The following is a 15126-nucleotide window of genomic DNA, read 5'->3' as shown; positions in this document are numbered from 1 at the left end:
GCCCCGCGCCCCTATCGGGGCGTCAGACTCACCGCGTTGGCCACCACCACCGCTCCTGTCCCCGCCCACTCCGGCACCCCCAGGCTCTGCCCCAGTACCGCCCAGCCGACCACCGCTGCCAGGACCGGGTTGACGCTCATGAACAGGCCGAACGTCCGGGCCGGGACTTGGCGCAGGGTCAGAAGGTCGGCGAGATACGGCACCGCCGACGACAGGACACCCGCTGCTACCGCGCACAGGACGGCCCCGGCTGTCGGCGGGTGCCGTAGCGCCACCACGACTCCGATCGGCAGGAACGTCAGTGCCGATACGGATGCGGCCGCCGCCGACCCCTGTGCTCCCGGTATCCGCCGCCCCACCACCCCGTTCGGCAGGATGTACGACGCCCAGCAGCTCGCGGCGATCAGGCCGAGGCCCATCCCCAGGTAGTCCGTCGACGGCTGGGGGCGCATCAGCACCACCACCCCGGCCGCCGCCAGCGCCGCGCACCCCACGTCCACCCGGCGGCGGGACGCGGCCAGGGCGATGGTGAGCGGGCCCAGGAACTCCAGGGTGACCGCCAGACCCAGGCCGATCCGGTCGATCGCGGTGTACAGGGTCAGGTTCATGGTGCCGAAGACCGCCGCCAGCAGCAGCACCGGCCACCACTGCCGCCAGGTGAAGGCGCGCAGCCGGGGGCGGCCGACGGCCACCAGGACGAGTGCGGCCACGTACTGCCGTACCGCCACCACACCGAGCGGGCCGAGGACCGGGAAGGCCAGGGCGCCGATCGCCGCGCCGGTCTGGTTGGACAGGCCGCTGCCGAACATGGTCGCCAGGCCGGCCAGGCGTCCCGGCTCGGCGGCGGGGGCCGTGGTCGAAGGGGCCGGGCGTATCAAGCCTCGTCGCATGACAGCAGGTTCCGCTCCACCGAGTGTTGCGCAAAATGCATGCGCTCCGGGATCTATACGCTTGGCGTATGGATGACGTCGAGCTGCGACAGCTGCGCTGTCTGGTCGCCATCGTGGACGAGGGCACCTTCACCGACGCGGCGATCGCCCTGGGGGTGTCCCAGGCCGCGGTGTCCCGCACCCTCGCGGGGCTCGAACGGGCCCTGGGCGTAAGGCTGTTGCGGCGCACCTCGCGCGAGGTGACGCCGACGGCGGCCGGGCTGCGGGTGGTGGGGCGGGCCCGCCGGGTGCTGGCGGACGTCGCCGACCTGGTGCAGGAGGCCGGCTCGGGGCACACCCGGCTGCGGATCGGCTACGCATGGTCGGCGGTGGGCCGGCACACCGTGTCCTTCCAGCGGAGCTGGACCGCCGCGCACCCCGGGACCGACCTGCATCTCGTGCGGGTGAACACGGCCTCCGCCGGACTCGGTGAAGGAGCCTGCGACCTGGCGGTCGTACGGCGGCCGCTCGCGGACCGGCGGTTCGACACGGCGATCGTGGGGCTGGAACGGCGGCTGTGCGCGCTGGCGGCCGACGACCCGCTGGCCCGGCGCCGGTCCGTGCGGCTCGCCGAACTCACCGGCCGGACCGTCCTGACCGACCGGCGCACCGGCACCACCACTGCTGAGCTGTGGCCGGTTGAGTCCCGCCCGGCCGTCGAGGAGACGCATTCCGTCGACGACTGGCTCACCGAGATCGCCGCCGGGCGAGGTGTCGGCGTGACCCCGGAGTCGACCGCCCACCAGTATCCGCGGCCCGGCATCGTCTACCGGCCGGTGCGGGACGCCGAACCGGTCGCCGTCCGGCTGGCCTGGTGGCGGGACGATCCGCACCCGGCGCGCCAGGCCGTTCTGGAACTGCTCAGCGAGCTGTATCGCACCGGCTGAGCGCACGGGGCCTCCGATTCGCCCGGCAATACGGCAGACAAAATTGTTGACAATCTTGTTTGGCTAGATTTACGTTCGACAGGCACTCACTCAGGGAGGGCAAACGATGCCGAAAGAAGCCCGTCCGAGCACCGGAGAGCAGGCCAAGCAGCATGCGCTCGCGCTGTTGCGGCAGGCGATCCTGCACGGCGAGATGGCCCCGGCCCAGCGGCTGGTGGAGAACGAACTCGCCGAGGAGTTCGGTGTGACGCGGGCCAGCATCCGTGCGGCACTGATCGATCTGGAGGCCCAGGGACTGGTCGAGCGGATCCGCAACCGCGGTTCGCGGGTGCGGGTGGTGACCGTGGAGGAAGCGGTCGCGATCACGGAGTGCCGCATGGTCCTGGAGGGACTGTGCGCGGCGAAGGCGGCCGTCGCGGCCGGCGACGAGCACCTCGCCGAACTCGCCGACCTCGGGACGGCCATGACCAAGGCCGTCGCGGACGGCGAACCGGTCACCTACTCCGAGCTGAACCACGCGCTGCACGACAGGATCCGGGAGATCTCCGGCCAGCAGACCGCCGTGGCGCTGCTGGAGCGGCTCAACGCCCAACTGGTGCGGCACCGCTTCCAGTTGGCGCTGCGCCCGGGGCGTCCGCAGCAATCCCTGAACGAGCATCTGGCGATGATCGAGGCGATCAGGGCCAGGGACCCGCAGGCGGCCGAGGCGGCCGTCCGCGCCCACCTCACGAGCGTGATCGACGCACTGAGCGACTGAGACGCCCGGGGCTGGGTGGGCGCACACCTGTCCACCAAGGAGTTTTCTGCAATGACGCACGCCAACGCGCCTTCCACCCCACCGCGATCCACCCTGGTCGTCACCGCGCACGCCGGGGACTTCGTGTGGCGGGCGGGCGGAGCCATCGCCCTGGCCGCGTCCCGGGGCGAGAGGGTCACCATCGCGTGTCTGACCTTCGGCGAGCGCGGTGAGTCCGCCAAGGCGTGGCGCGAGGGCAAGAACCTCGAGGAGATCAAGGCGATACGCCGGGAGGAGGCGGAGAAGGCCGCCGCCGCTCTCGGCGCCGAGGTCCGCTTCTTCGACGCCGGCGACTACCCGCTGGTCGCCTCCGCCGAGCTGACCGACCAGTTGGTGGCCGTCTACCGCGAGACCCAGCCCGACGTCGTGCTCACCCACCCCGTCGAGGACCCCTACAACGGCGACCACCCGGCCGCCAACCGGATGGCCCTGGAGGCGCGCATCCTGGCCCAGGCCATCGGGTACCCGGGCGAGGGCGACATCATCGGCGCCCCGCCGGTCTTCTACTTCGAGCCGCACCAGCCCGAGATGAGCGGCTTCAGGCCCGAACTGCTCCTCGACATCACCGAGGTCTGGGACACCAAGCGCAAGGCGATGGAGTGCCTCGGCGCCCAGCAGCACCTCTGGGCCTACTACACCGACCTCGCCGTCCGCCGGGGCGTCCAGCTGAGGCGGAACGCCGGCCCCAACCTGGGCCTGGCGCACCACACCATGGCGGAGGCCTTCATGCGGCCGTTCCCGCAGATCGCGAAGGAGCTGGCATGAGCGGCGTGATCGTCACCGACCCGCCGAAGGCGGAGCTGAAGGACGTGGACGCCCTCGCCGGTTTCGGTGTCGCCACGGTCAGCGAGGCGATGGGCCGGACCGGTCTGCTGGGTCCGGGGATCCGGCCCGTCCAGCAGGGCGTGCGGGTCGCGGGCACGGCCGTCACCGTGCTCAGCTGGCCCGGCGACAACCTCATGATCCACGCGGCCGTCGAGCAGTGCGGCGCGGGCGACATCCTGGTCGTCACCACCACCTCGCCCTGCACGGACGGGCTGTTCGGCGAGTTGTTCGCGACCGCGCTGCGGCAGCGCGGCGTGCGCGGGGTCGTCCTGAACACCGGGATCCGCGACACCCAGGAGCTGCGGGACATGGGCTTCGCCGCCTGGTCCCGGGCGGTCTCCTCGCAGGGCACCGTCAAGGCGACCGGTGGCTCGGTCAACGTGCCGATCGCGATCGACGGCCAGGTGATCAACCCGGGTGACGTGATCCTCGCCGACGACGACGGGGTCGTGGTCGTACCCCGGGAGCGGGTCCGCGAGACGGCCGAGAGGTCCGAGGCGCGCGAGGCCAAGGAGGCCGCGACCCGCGCCGCGTTCGTCGAGGGCCAGCTCGGCCTGGACCGCTACGGACTGCGGGACACCCTGAAGCGGCTCGGCGTCGAGTACCGGACGTACGAGGAGTACAAGGGGCGCGAGGAGCACGAGGAGTCCGCCCCGTGAGCGGGCCCGCGGAGGTGCGCTGCATGCTGATGCGCGGCGGCACCTCCAAGGGCGCCTACTTCCTGGCCGAGGACCTGCCCGGCGACCCCGCGGCCCGCGACGACCTGCTCCTGCGGGTGATGGGCAGCCCCGACCCGCGCCAGATCGACGGCCTGGGCGGGGCGCACCCCCTCACCAGCAAGGTCGCGGTGGTCGCGCCGTCCGCCGACCCCGAGGCGGACGTCGACTACCTCTTCCTCCAGGTCGCCGTCGACCGGCCGGAAGTGACCGACCGTCAGAACTGCGGCAACATCCTCGCCGGAGTCGGCCCGTTCGCCGTGGAGCGGGGGCTCGTGACCCCCGGTGACGGTGCGACCTCCGTACGGATCCGCATGCTCAACACGGGGGAGCTGGCCATCGCCGGCTTCCCCACACCCGGCGGCCGCGTCGACTACACCGGGGACGCCGAGATCTCCGGCGTGCCCGGCACGGCCGCCCCGGTGGTGATCGAGTTCCCGGCCGGGCAGAGCCCGCTGCTGCCCACCGGGAACGTCCGCGACACCGTCGCCGGTACGGCGGTCACCTGCGTCGACAACGGCATGCCGACCGTGCTCATCGCCGCGCGCGACCTCAGGCTCACCGGGTACGAGACGCCCAAGGACCTCGAGGAGGACCTGGCGCTGGCCGACCGCCTGCACGAAATCCGGCTGGCGGCCGGCAAGTTGATGGGCCTCGGGGACGTGGAGACCGCCACCGTGCCCAAGCTCAGCCTGCTCGCCCCGCCCCGCGACGGCGGCGCGGTCACCACCCGGACCTTCATCCCGGTCCGCTGCCACACCTCGATCGGCGTCCTCGGCGCCGCGAGCGTGGCCGCGGGCCTCAGGCTGCCCGGCGGCGCGGGGGAGGGGATCGCCCGGCTCCCGGCACACGGCGACCGGATCCGCATCGAACACCCCACCGGATTCCTGGAGATCGACACCAACGTCGACCCCGGATCCGACGGCTCCCCGCCGGCCGCCCGCCGCACCGCGGTCGTCCGCACCGCCCGCAAGATCTTCGACGGCACGGTCTTCCCCCGCGCCGCCGCCATCCCCGCACAGCCCCAAGGAGGCAACGATGGCTCCGCCCCTCGGTGACATCGCCCATATCGGCCACGCCCAGCTGTTCACCCCGGACCTGGACGCCAGCGTCGCCTTCTTCACCGACTACCTCGGCCTGACCGTCAACGGCCGGGACGGCGACACGGTCTACCTGCGCACCTTCGACGACTACGAGCACCACAGCCTGGTCCTCACCGCCCGCGACCGGCCCGGCCTCGGCCGGATCGCCCTGCGCACCTCCAGCGAGGAGGCCCTCGACCGCCGTGTCCGGGCGGTCGAGGAGGCGGGCGGCACCGGCCAGTGGGCCGAGGACGAACCCGGCCTCGGCAAGCTCTACGTCACCACCGACCCGGACGGCCACGAGCACGCCCTCTACTGGGAGAGCGAGCACTACCAGGCCCCCGACGGGCTCAGGCCCGCGCTGAAGAACCAGCCGCAGGCCAAGCCCAACCGGGGCGTCGGGGTACGCCGCCTGGACCACATCAACTTCCTGGCCGCCGACGTGCTCGCCAACGCCGAGTTCCAGGAACAGGTGCTGGGGGCCCGGCCGACCGAGCAGATCCGGCTCGACACCGGGAAGGTCGCGGCCCGCTGGCTGACCTTCACGAACAAGTCGTACGACGTCGTGTACACCTCGGACTGGACGGGCGCGACCGGGCGGCTGCACCACATCGCCTTCGCCACCGACACCCGCGAGGACGTGCTGCGGGCGGCCGATCTCGCCATCGACACCGGGGTGTTCATCGAGACCGGCCCGCACAAGCACGCCATCCAGCAGACGTTCTTCCTGTACGTCTACGAGCCGGGCGGCAACCGCATCGAGCTCTGCAACCCGCTCACCAGGCTGGTACTGGCGCCCGACTGGCCGCTGATCACCTGGACCGAGGCCGAACGCGCCAAGGGTCAGGCCTGGGGCCTGAAGACGATCGAGTCCTTCCACACCCATGGGACACCGCCGGTCGACTGACCCGTTCCGGTCCTCAGGGGGGTGGGTGACGCGCTGCCGTGCGTCGCCCACCCCCCTTTGCCACCTGGGGGTTTGCCCCTTCCCCCTGGGTGGCCGGGCCGGTGCCTGGATCGTTGCTGAGATTGTTGACAAAAACGTTGACATCCTCCGGTCCCGATCCTAGCGTCTACGCACCACGGGTCAGCCGCACGAGCCGCGTCGACCCCCTCCCCGCTTCCCCTCCAGGGAACGCCTCCTGGACGAGAGGAAAACAAAGATGTCCTCCTCCCCCGCCCTGTCCGCTCGCGGCAGCAGACTGGCCCTGCTGGTCGTCGGTCTGTGCTGGCTGGCCGTGCTCTTCGACGGCCTCGACATGTTCATCTACGGCTCGGTGCTGCCCCACCTGCTGGAGACCAGGACCTTCGGCCTCACCGCGGACCAGGCCGGCGACCTCGGTTCGTACGCCACCTTCGGCATGCTGGTGGGCGCCCTGACCGCGGGCACCGTCGCGGACCGGATCGGCCGCAAGCAGCTGATGACCGGCTGCGTCACGCTGTTCTCGCTCGCCTCCGGCATCTGCGCGGTCTCGGGCAGCGTCGCGGTATTCGGCCTCGGCCGCACCCTGGCCGGCGTCGGCCTCGGCGGGCTGTTGCCGACCGCGATCAGCATGGTCTCGGACTACGCCAGGGGCGGCCGGGTGGCGATCACCATCGGCATGCTGATGACCGCCCACCACGCCGGCGGCATCCTCTCCGCCTACGTCGCCAAGTGGCTGGTCGAGCCGGTCGGCTGGCGCGCCGCCTTCTGGGTCTGCGTGCTCCCGCTGCTCTTCGTGCCCGTGCTGCTGAAGCTCCTGCCGGAGTCGCTGAGCTTCCTGGTCGCCAAGGGCCGCGGCGAGGAGGCCCGCGCGCTGGCCGACCGCTACGAGGTCGAACTGCCCGCCGCCGCCGGCAGGAAGACCGCCGCCGACCGCTGGGACGCGCTGCTCGGCCTGTTCCGCGGCGGCGAGTGGATCCAGACCCTGCTGTACTGGCTGGCCTCCTTCGGCGGCCTGCTGCTGGTGTACGGCGTCGCCACCTGGCTGCCCACCCTGATGCGTGGCGAGGGCTACGAGCTCGGCAGCGCCCTGACCTTCGTCGTCGTCTTCAACCTCGGCGGCATCGTGGGCATGCTGGCCGCCGGCCGTGCCGCCGACCGGTTCGGCGCCCCGCGCATCTCCGCCGTCTGGTTCGCCCTGACCGCCGTCGGCGTCTACCTGCTCAGCATCCACATGGCCACCGGCGTGACCATGGTGGTCGTCTTCCTCACCGGGGTCTTCCTCAACAGCGCCCAGACGATGATCTACGCGACCGTCTCCATCCGCTCCACCCCGGCCAACCGGGCCACCGCCGTCGGCTGGACCTCGGGGATGGGCCGCTTCGGTGCCGTCTTCGGCCCCTGGCTCGGCGGCCAGCTGCTCGCTGCGGGCAACGGCGACTGGGGCTTCACCGCCTTCGCGCTGGCCGGCGTCTCCTCGATGGTGTTCATCGGCATCGCGGCCCTGCGCTCGGCCAAGCAGCCGCAGCGCAGCAACGACCAGGAGGAACTGGTCGCCGCACACTGACCGGTGTGTTCGGCCGGTCCGGCGCCGCGCTCCCGCCACGGGCGCGGCGCCACCTCTCACTCCTCCAGGTCGCCGGGTTCGGCCTCGAGGCCGGTGCACGCCAGCCTCCCCCCGACGTCCGCGCACGCCTCCACCCCACGGGGCGTCGGCACCGCGAGCATCGGGCTGGTGTAGCCGACGGAGTCCTCCGCGGGATAGCTCGCGGAGAGCACGTCCTGCCCGGTCCGGACCGAGACCTCCCGGGCGTGCGGGGCGTGCATCCGCACCTCGGACCAGGCCGTGCCGCAGGCGGGGGAGTAGCGCAGCCGGACGTCGTACGCGGTGCCGGTGACCCTGCTCTTGGTCTGCGCGTCCCGGGCGCACGCCGAGGCGTCCGGCAACTCGCCCTGGCAGGACCGCCCGTGGCAGCGCGGCGCCCCCGACACCGGTTGCGCGCCCTGGGCGGCGCGCCGGTCGGACACGCTCACGGCCGCCGCCGTCACCCCGGCCACGGCGAGCAGCGCGAGCGCGGTCAGCGGCAGCCGCCACCACCGCCGCGCTCGCGGCGTCGCCGGTGCGGGAGTGGCGGCCGGCTGCTCCTCGGCGGCCTCGCACAGCGCCAGTACGGCCGCGGGGTCGACGCCCGCGAGCCGGGCCAGGGCCTCCACGGCCGGACGCGGCGGCCGTTTGGCGCCGGTGAGATAGCGGTGCCAGGCGGACTTGCTGTACGGGGTGCGGGCGGCCAGCGCCGCCAGGCTCAGTCCCGTGCGCTCCTTCAGTTCGCGCAGGCTCGCCGCCGGCGACTCGTCGGGTGGGGTGGTGGTCGCTCCTTCGGAGTGCCGCATGTCGCGTGCCTCGACTTCATTACGCTATGGGCGTTTCGCCCCTGTTGTCGGGATGGCTTCCCATGGATACCGGGGCCGCAATCGGCGAACAGGTGTGAAGTCGGTCAATCAGGGGGTGCATGTCGAAGGCCTGTTCGGGAACGAGGTTCCCGAACAGGCCTTCGGCGGTCAGGGAGTGCGGCGGGACGGACCCGTCAGCACCACGGAACGGCGTGGCCTACCCGGACGTAGCGGCCGGAGACGTACCCCTTGCGGTGCGGGAGCCGGTACCAGGTGTGGTTGCCGCGCACCGAACCGCCGTACGTCTTGCAGGCCACCGGGACCAGCCGGTTGCTGTGACGGTGGCCGACCACGCGGTAGCGGGTGCTCGGGCCGGAGCGGACGTTCAGCCGGACGTGGCGCGTGGTCACCCGGCCGGTCGTGCGGTACCAGGTGTGACGGTGGGCCGCCGGGGCGGGCAGGGTGGTGTAGTTGTAGTACTGGATGATTCCCTGCGGTGCGGGGATCGGAGTGGCGGCGCTCGCGGTGGCGGCCCCGGCCGTGGGCAGGAACGCGAACACCGCGACCGTGGCCAGCAGGCCGCTCTTCAGGATCCGACGGGACATGGAAACCTCCGTGCTGTCGTGCTCGTGACCACGAAGCGTGATCACGATTCGGAGGATTGCCATGGCCGAGGGCCGTCATGTCGTCCCCGCGTGCCGCGGGACGCCTGGGACGTCCCCGGGGACGGGACTCAGCCCATCTGGTCGTCGGCGGAGAGGTGCTCGACCGTCTTTCCCGTCTCCGTGAAGGTCCGGGTGACATACCCCGACGAATACACCCACAGGATCCGCAGCGGGGTGTCGCCGACGTTGCGGAACAGGTGGGGGACGGGGGACGGGACGTAGGTGGTGTCGAACCGCTCCAGCCGGGTCACCTCGCCGTCCACCCACACCTCCGCCTCGCCCTCCAGGACGGTCACGTGCTCGTCGCAGTTGTGCGAGTGCAACGGCGCCCCGGAACCCACCGGATAGACACTCATCCCGCTCGTGACCAGGTTCTCCCCGCCCGCCGACGGCGTGGTGATCAGCGGTGTCGTCACGACCGAGCCGCCCCGGTCGAGCAGGGGCACGGACGCGGCCTTGATGATCGTGGTCATCCGGGGATTCCTCTCCACTGCGATGCGATACGCCGACCGACGTTAGGCCGCGTCCGCGCGATCGGGCGCCCCCTGGCGTGCAGTTTTACCTTGCGCTCCGGGAGGGGTGAGCCGGCCGGATCCGGCTGTAGCGTCACCTGGCATCCGACGGCCGCCGGCGAGAGAAAGCAGGTACCGGCCCCCATGAGGCTCCCCGTACTCGGCGAAGAAGACATGGACCCGCGGCAGCAGGAGCTGGCCGCCCGGATCGCGGGCCGCCGCGGCGCCGTCCGCGGCCCGTTCCGGGTCTGGCTGCACAGCCCCGAGATGTGCGAACGCGCCGAATCGCTCGGCGCGTTCGCCCGGTTCGACTGCAGCCTGCCCAAACACCTGCGCGAACTGACCCTGCTGATGGCCGCCCGCAACTGGGACGCCCAGTACTCCTGGAACGCCCATGTCCACCAGGCGATCGAGGCCGGCATCCCGGAGGGCGCCGTCAAGGCCATCGCCGAGAACCGCCCGGCGGTCTTCGACGACGAGGCCGACCAGGCCTTCTACCAGTTCTGCCGGGAGATCCTGGAGGAGCACTTCGTCACCGACGGGACCTTCGCCCGCGCGCTGGCGCACTTCGGCTCCAAGGGGCTGGTCGACACCGTCGGCGCGCTCGGCAACTTCACCATGCTCGGCATGTGCCTCAACACCTTCCAGGTCGACCTCCAGGCCGATGAGGAGCCGCCGTTCCCCGACGTCCGCGGCTACCGCCGGATCACCCCGGACGGAGCCTGACCCGGGCCCCATCCAGGGCCTGACCATGAGAAACGCGGCCGATCTTTTAAGCGGAGAACCGTTGACAGGATTGCCGACATTCGATTTGTGTGGGTGACCGGCGCGAGCCGCACGCGCGTTCGGAGGAAAAAATGGATCGCCTGCTCCTGATGCACAGCTTCGTCACCGTCGCCCAGGTCGGCAGTTTCAGCGGAGCCGCCAAGAAACTCGGCTCCTCCGGCTCCCTGGTCTCCCGGCACGTGGCGGAACTGGAGCGGCAGATCGGTGTCCGCCTGGTCAACCGCACCGCCCGCTCCGTGAGCCTGACCGAACCGGGCCAGCGGTACGCCGAGTTCGCCGCGCGCATCCTCGACGAGATCGAGGCCGAGGACGCCGGCATCGCCCAGCTCCACGACCGGCCCGAGGGCACTCTCAGCGTCATCTGTCCCAAGTGGATAGGCAGCCTCGACCTCGGGGACGCCATCGCCGCGTTCTCGGCCGCCCATCCCAAGATCCAGGTGCGGTTCGAACTCGGCGGGATGTCCGACCGCACCTACGATTTCCTGGACAGCGGATTCGACGTCGCCTTCCACACCCGGGACCTGAGGGACTCCAGTGTCCGGTTGAAGAAAATCGCCTCGCTGCCGTTCGTGCTGTGCGCCTCAGAGGAGTACGTCGAGCGGTGCGGCACGCTCGCCCACCCGAACGACCTCGCCGCCCACGACTGCCTGGTCCACCTCAACGACCCGGTCTGGCGGATCGGCCACGGGCACGCCAGCACCCTGCACAAGATCCGCAACATCGCGTTCTCGTCCAACTCCTACATCGCCCTGCAGAAGGCGGCGGTGCACGGCCGCGGCATCGCCCTGCTGCCCCAGCGTCCGGCCTACGACGACCTGGTCTCCGGCGCCCTCCAGGTGCTGCTGCCCGACCTCGCCGTACCCGACCGCCCGCTGTACGCGATCTACGGTCCCGGGCGGGACACCCCGCGCAAGATCAGTGTGTTCCTGGAATTCCTCGCCGAGTGGTTCTCGCAGAACCCGATTCCCACGATCCGGTCGTAGCCGGGGCCGCAAGAAACGCTTGCGCATTCCGTAGAGCTCAGGCCATTGAGGCCCTCGCCGGCCGATATCTACGCTCGCGAGGCGACCTGGAAACGAGGAATCCATGGGAATCCAGAGAATCGAATCGGTCACATACGGTATCGACGACCTCGACACCTGCGTGCGGTTCTTCGACGACTTCGGTCTGTTCCCGGTGGAACGGACCGACGAGCACGCCGTGTTCGAGACCCGTACCGGACAGACCCTGCATCTCGACACCCTGCCCGGGCCGCTGCTGCCGGCCCCGGTCGAGGACGCGCCCACCCTGCGCGAGGTCGTCTGGGGCGTCGACACGCTCGCCGAACTGGAGCGGCTGGTGGCGGCGGCGGGCCGGGACCGCGAGATCCGGGAGGGCGCCGACGGCGTCCACCACACCGTCGACGAGACCGGGTTCGGCGTCGGCCTGACCCTGGCCCGCCCCCGGTCGGCGCCCGTCACGCCCCGCGCCGCCAACACGCTCGGCACGGTCAACCGCTGGAACACCGCCCTGGAGCCGATCACCCGGGTCCGCCCGCTGCGCATGTGCCATGTCGCCCTGAACATCCCGAAGCAGGGCCGCGAGCAGGCCGTCGGCTTCTACGTCGACCGGCTCGGCTTCCACCCGACCGACGTGGTCGAACCCATGGGCGTGTTCATGCAGGCGCCCGGCGACGACGACCAGCACACCATGCTGCTGTCCCACCGGCCCGACAAGGCGGGGATCAACCACATCGCCTACGAGGTGCCCGGCTTCGACGACGTGATCGAGGGCGGCAACCACATGATCGAGCAGGGCTGGCGGGAGGCCCGCAGGCTCGGCCGGCACACCATCGGCTCCAACGTCTTCCGCTTCCTGCACGCCCCGTGCGGCGGCCGCGTCGAATACGCGGCCGACATGGACCGGGCCGACGAGAAGTACGGCACCCGGGTCCACGAGACGACCCCGCCGCACCACATCTGGGCCCTGCGTACCAACCGCGACCAGGAAGCCCCCACCGCGTCCTGACCCTGAGAGGGCACACCTTCATGACCACCGACCACGGCTATCCCGCCGTCCGCATGTACATAGCGGGCGAGTGGTGCCAGGGCTCCACCGGACGGACCGCCCCCGTCGTCAACCCCGCCACCGAGGAGCCGATCGGCGAGGTCCCCCTCGCGACCACCGCCGACCTCGACCGGGCGCTCGAAGCCGCCGCCGAGGGCTTCAGGGTGTGGCGCGCGACCTCCGTCGCCCGCCGCTCCGCGATCCTCGAACGGGCCGCCGACCTCATCGCCGAACGCGCCGCCGAGATCGGGAGGGTGATGACCCTGGAGCAGGGCAAGACCCTCGCCGAGTCCACCGGCGAGGCCAGGCGCACCGCCTCCACCCTGCGCTGGCACACCGAGGACGCCCGCCGCGCCTACGGCCGTATCATCCCCTCCGCGCCCGGCACGGTCCTCACCGTCCGCCGCGAACCGATCGGCCCCGTCGCCGCCTTCGTCCCCTGGAACTTCCCGGTCGGCGGCCCCAACCGCAAGATCTCCTCGGCGCTCTCGGCAGGCTGTTCACTCATCATCAAGGCCTCCGAGGAGACCCCGGCGACGGCCGCCGCGCTGGTGGAGTGCTATGCGGACGCGGGCCTGCCCGCCGGAGTGCTGGGCCTCGTCTTCGGTGAGCCCGCCGAGGTCTCGGCGCACCTCATCGCCTCCCCGGTCACCCGGATGATCGCCTTCACCGGTTCGGTGCCCGTCGGCAAGCTCCTGGCAGCCGAGACCGGCAAGGTCATGAAACCCACCCTGATGGAACTCGGCGGCCACGCCCCGGTGATCGTCTGCGCCGACGCCGACCCCGGTCAGGCCGCCCGGCGCGCCGCCCAGGCCAAGTTCTTCAACGCGGGTCAGGTGTGCACCTCGCCCAGCCGCTTCCTCGTCCACGAGTCCCTGGTCGAGGACTTCACCGCCGAGTTCGTGAAGGCCGCCGAGGCGGTCGTCGTCGGCGACGGCCTGGCCCAGGGCACCACCATGGGCCCGCTCGCCAACGAGCGCCGGCTGCGGTCGGTCGAGCGGCTGACCGCGGACGCGGTACGCAAGGGGGCGACGGTACTCACCGGTGGCGAACGCCTGGACCGCCCCGGCTACTTCTTCGCCCCGACCGTCCTCACCGACGTACCGGCGGACGCGGACCTGCTGTCCGAGGAGCCGTTCGGGCCCCTCGCGCCGATCGTGCCCTTCGTCGACCTCGACGACGCCCTGGCCACCGCCAACTCCCTGCCGTACGGCCTGGCCGCCTACGGCTTCACCAGGTCGGCCGCCACCGCCGAGAAGCTGTCCGACGGGTTCGAGGCCGGCATCCTCTCCCTCAACCACTGCGGCGGCTCGGTGCACGAGGCACCCTCCGGCGGGGTCAAGGACAGCGGGTACGGCCGGGAGGGCGGGCCGGAGGCGCTGGACGCCTACCTGGTCACCAAGCGCGTCTCCCACCTGCTGACGCCATGAGGTACGCACGCGTGTCCGTCGACGGCCGGGCGGTGTGGGGCCGGGTGGGGGAGCCGGACGTCGAGCTCCTCTCCGGCTCGCCGCTGGCGGCCGACCCCGATGTCCTCGGCACCGTCGCGTCCGCCGAGGCGGTCTGGCTGCCGCCCGTCGTACCCGGCGTGTTCTACGCCGTCGGCCACAACTACCCACGGCACATCGAGCACGCCGGCGCCACGACACCCGACCGCCCCGAGGTCGGCTACCGGGCCAACAACGCTCTCACCGGCCACCGTTCGCCGATCGTCAAACCCGCTGGGGTGACCGGACGGTTCGAGGCCGAGCCGGAACTGGTCGCCGTCATCGGCCGCACGGTCCGGTACGCGACCTACGACGACGCCCGGAAGGCGGTCTTCGGCTGGACCATCGGCAACGACGTCAGCGCCCGCACCTGGCAGCACCAGGACCGCACCTTCTGGCGCAGCAAGAACAGCGACACGTTCAAGCCCATGGGCCCATGGATCGAGACCGACGTCGACGCCCTCGCCCAGACCACCACACTGCGCGTCAACGGCGAGATCCGTGCCGCGTTCCCGACCGGGGACATGGTCTTCGACCCCTACGACCACATCGTCGAGATCACCCGGCACATCACCCTGCACCCCGGGGACGTGCTGTGGATGGGCGCCGAGTCCACCTGCCAGATCGAGCCCGGCGACACCGTGGACGTCGAGATCAGCGGCGTCGGCGTGCTGTCCAACCCCGTACACCTGGAAGGGAACCACTCATGAGCGCGGAACCCCGTTACATCCACCACGTCAACTTCCCCACCACCGACCCCGACCGGACCGCCGCCTGGTACACCAAGGTCTTCGGGATGAAGCGCATCATGCCCAAGTCCAACACACGGGTCGTCCTCATGACCCGGGGCAACTTCGACCTGCACTTCACGCCTGTCGAAGAGATGGAGCGCATGGCGCCCTACCACTTCGCCGTCGAGGTCGACGACTGGGACGACTTCCTCGCCCATCTCAAGGAGCTGGGCATCCGGCACACCCGGCCGATCGAACGCCCCGAGAACCAGTCCAAGTTCTGCTACATCCACGACCCCGACCACACCATGATCGAGCTGGTCCACCACGGCCGCCGTCCCCACTAGACGC

At 71.3% G+C, this 15126-nt stretch carries 17 protein-coding genes; 13 read left to right on the top strand and 4 right to left on the bottom strand.

Features of this window, described 5'->3' with window-relative positions:
* Positions 1-11: 11 nt before the first annotated feature.
* Entirely contained in the window at positions 12-818 is an 807-nt protein-coding gene (locus tag ACZ4N4_RS44465) for an EamA family transporter (RefSeq protein ID WP_467600101.1), read from the bottom strand.
* Between the two features lie 140 nt (positions 819-958).
* Here ACZ4N4_RS44465 and ACZ4N4_RS44460 point away from each other — a divergent pair, with 140 nt between their 5' ends.
* The 7 genes from ACZ4N4_RS44460 to ACZ4N4_RS44430 all read left to right on the top strand — a co-directional run bounded on the left by ACZ4N4_RS44460 (position 959) and on the right by ACZ4N4_RS44430 (position 7724).
* A complete protein-coding gene (locus ACZ4N4_RS44460; protein ID WP_467600061.1) occupies positions 959-1816 on the top strand; it encodes a LysR family transcriptional regulator in 858 nt (285 codons plus the stop codon).
* A gap of 106 nt (positions 1817-1922) precedes the next feature.
* A complete protein-coding gene (locus ACZ4N4_RS44455; protein ID WP_450768350.1) occupies positions 1923-2573 on the top strand; it encodes a GntR family transcriptional regulator in 651 nt (216 codons plus the stop codon).
* Positions 2574-2624: 51 nt separating this feature from the next.
* Positions 2625-3377, top strand: coding sequence for a PIG-L deacetylase family protein (locus tag ACZ4N4_RS44450; RefSeq protein ID WP_453580405.1), 753 nt, complete (start codon positions 2625-2627; stop codon positions 3375-3377).
* On the top strand, positions 3374-4096 hold the full coding sequence (locus tag ACZ4N4_RS44445; RefSeq protein WP_467600058.1) for a 4-carboxy-4-hydroxy-2-oxoadipate aldolase/oxaloacetate decarboxylase: 723 nt from the start codon (positions 3374-3376) through the stop codon (positions 4094-4096). The genes ACZ4N4_RS44450 and ACZ4N4_RS44445 overlap by 4 nt, the downstream gene beginning before the upstream one ends.
* Positions 4093-5211, top strand: coding sequence for a 4-oxalomesaconate tautomerase (locus tag ACZ4N4_RS44440; protein ID WP_467600055.1), 1119 nt, complete (start codon positions 4093-4095; stop codon positions 5209-5211). Before ACZ4N4_RS44445 ends, ACZ4N4_RS44440 begins: the two co-directional genes overlap by 4 nt.
* Positions 5192-6142, top strand: a complete 951-nt coding sequence (locus tag ACZ4N4_RS44435; protein ID WP_467600052.1) for a catechol 2,3-dioxygenase — start codon at positions 5192-5194, stop codon at positions 6140-6142. The genes ACZ4N4_RS44440 and ACZ4N4_RS44435 overlap by 20 nt, the downstream gene beginning before the upstream one ends.
* A 256-nt stretch (positions 6143-6398) precedes the next feature.
* Positions 6399-7724, top strand: a complete 1326-nt coding sequence (locus tag ACZ4N4_RS44430) for an MFS transporter (protein ID WP_467600049.1) — start codon at positions 6399-6401, stop codon at positions 7722-7724.
* Between the two features lie 56 nt (positions 7725-7780).
* Here ACZ4N4_RS44430 and ACZ4N4_RS44425 read toward each other — a convergent pair whose 3' ends face one another.
* The 3 genes from ACZ4N4_RS44425 to ACZ4N4_RS44415 all read right to left on the bottom strand — a co-directional run bounded on the left by ACZ4N4_RS44425 (position 7781) and on the right by ACZ4N4_RS44415 (position 9686).
* Positions 7781-8548 (bottom strand): XRE family transcriptional regulator, encoded by a 768-nt coding sequence (locus ACZ4N4_RS44425; RefSeq protein ID WP_467600046.1) that lies wholly within the window; start codon positions 8546-8548, stop codon positions 7781-7783.
* A gap of 194 nt (positions 8549-8742) precedes the next feature.
* On the bottom strand, positions 8743-9153 hold the full coding sequence (locus tag ACZ4N4_RS44420; RefSeq protein WP_467600044.1) for an SH3 domain-containing protein: 411 nt from the start codon (positions 9151-9153) through the stop codon (positions 8743-8745).
* A gap of 128 nt (positions 9154-9281) precedes the next feature.
* Entirely contained in the window at positions 9282-9686 is a 405-nt protein-coding gene (locus ACZ4N4_RS44415) for a cupin domain-containing protein (RefSeq protein WP_453580423.1), read from the bottom strand.
* 213 nt (positions 9687-9899) lie between these two features.
* On the opposite strand from ACZ4N4_RS44415, the gene ACZ4N4_RS44410 reads away from it, so the two are divergent.
* The 6 genes from ACZ4N4_RS44410 (at position 9900) to ACZ4N4_RS44385 (ending at position 15122) form a co-directional block, all read left to right on the top strand.
* Positions 9900-10451 (top strand): carboxymuconolactone decarboxylase family protein, encoded by a 552-nt coding sequence (locus tag ACZ4N4_RS44410; protein WP_467600097.1) that lies wholly within the window; start codon positions 9900-9902, stop codon positions 10449-10451.
* 131 nt (positions 10452-10582) lie between these two features.
* Positions 10583-11494 (top strand): LysR family transcriptional regulator, encoded by a 912-nt coding sequence (locus tag ACZ4N4_RS44405; protein WP_467600041.1) that lies wholly within the window; start codon positions 10583-10585, stop codon positions 11492-11494.
* Between the two features lie 103 nt (positions 11495-11597).
* Positions 11598-12518, top strand: a complete 921-nt coding sequence (locus tag ACZ4N4_RS44400; protein WP_467600038.1) for a VOC family protein — start codon at positions 11598-11600, stop codon at positions 12516-12518.
* Positions 12519-12538: 20 nt separating this feature from the next.
* Positions 12539-13987, top strand: coding sequence for an NAD-dependent succinate-semialdehyde dehydrogenase (locus ACZ4N4_RS44395; RefSeq protein ID WP_467600035.1), 1449 nt, complete (start codon positions 12539-12541; stop codon positions 13985-13987).
* Positions 13984-14754, top strand: a complete 771-nt coding sequence (locus ACZ4N4_RS44390; RefSeq protein WP_467600032.1) for a fumarylacetoacetate hydrolase family protein — start codon at positions 13984-13986, stop codon at positions 14752-14754. Before ACZ4N4_RS44395 ends, ACZ4N4_RS44390 begins: the two co-directional genes overlap by 4 nt.
* Positions 14751-15122: a VOC family protein gene (locus ACZ4N4_RS44385; RefSeq protein WP_467600029.1), complete on the top strand. Its 372-nt coding sequence runs from the start codon at positions 14751-14753 to the stop codon at positions 15120-15122. Before ACZ4N4_RS44390 ends, ACZ4N4_RS44385 begins: the two co-directional genes overlap by 4 nt.
* Positions 15123-15126 lie beyond the last annotated feature (4 nt).

Source organism: Streptomyces sp. NPDC026538 (assembly GCF_055567535.1).
The sequence above is the reverse complement of the archived record's forward strand: the minus strand, read 5'-3'. Positions and strand labels throughout refer to the sequence as shown.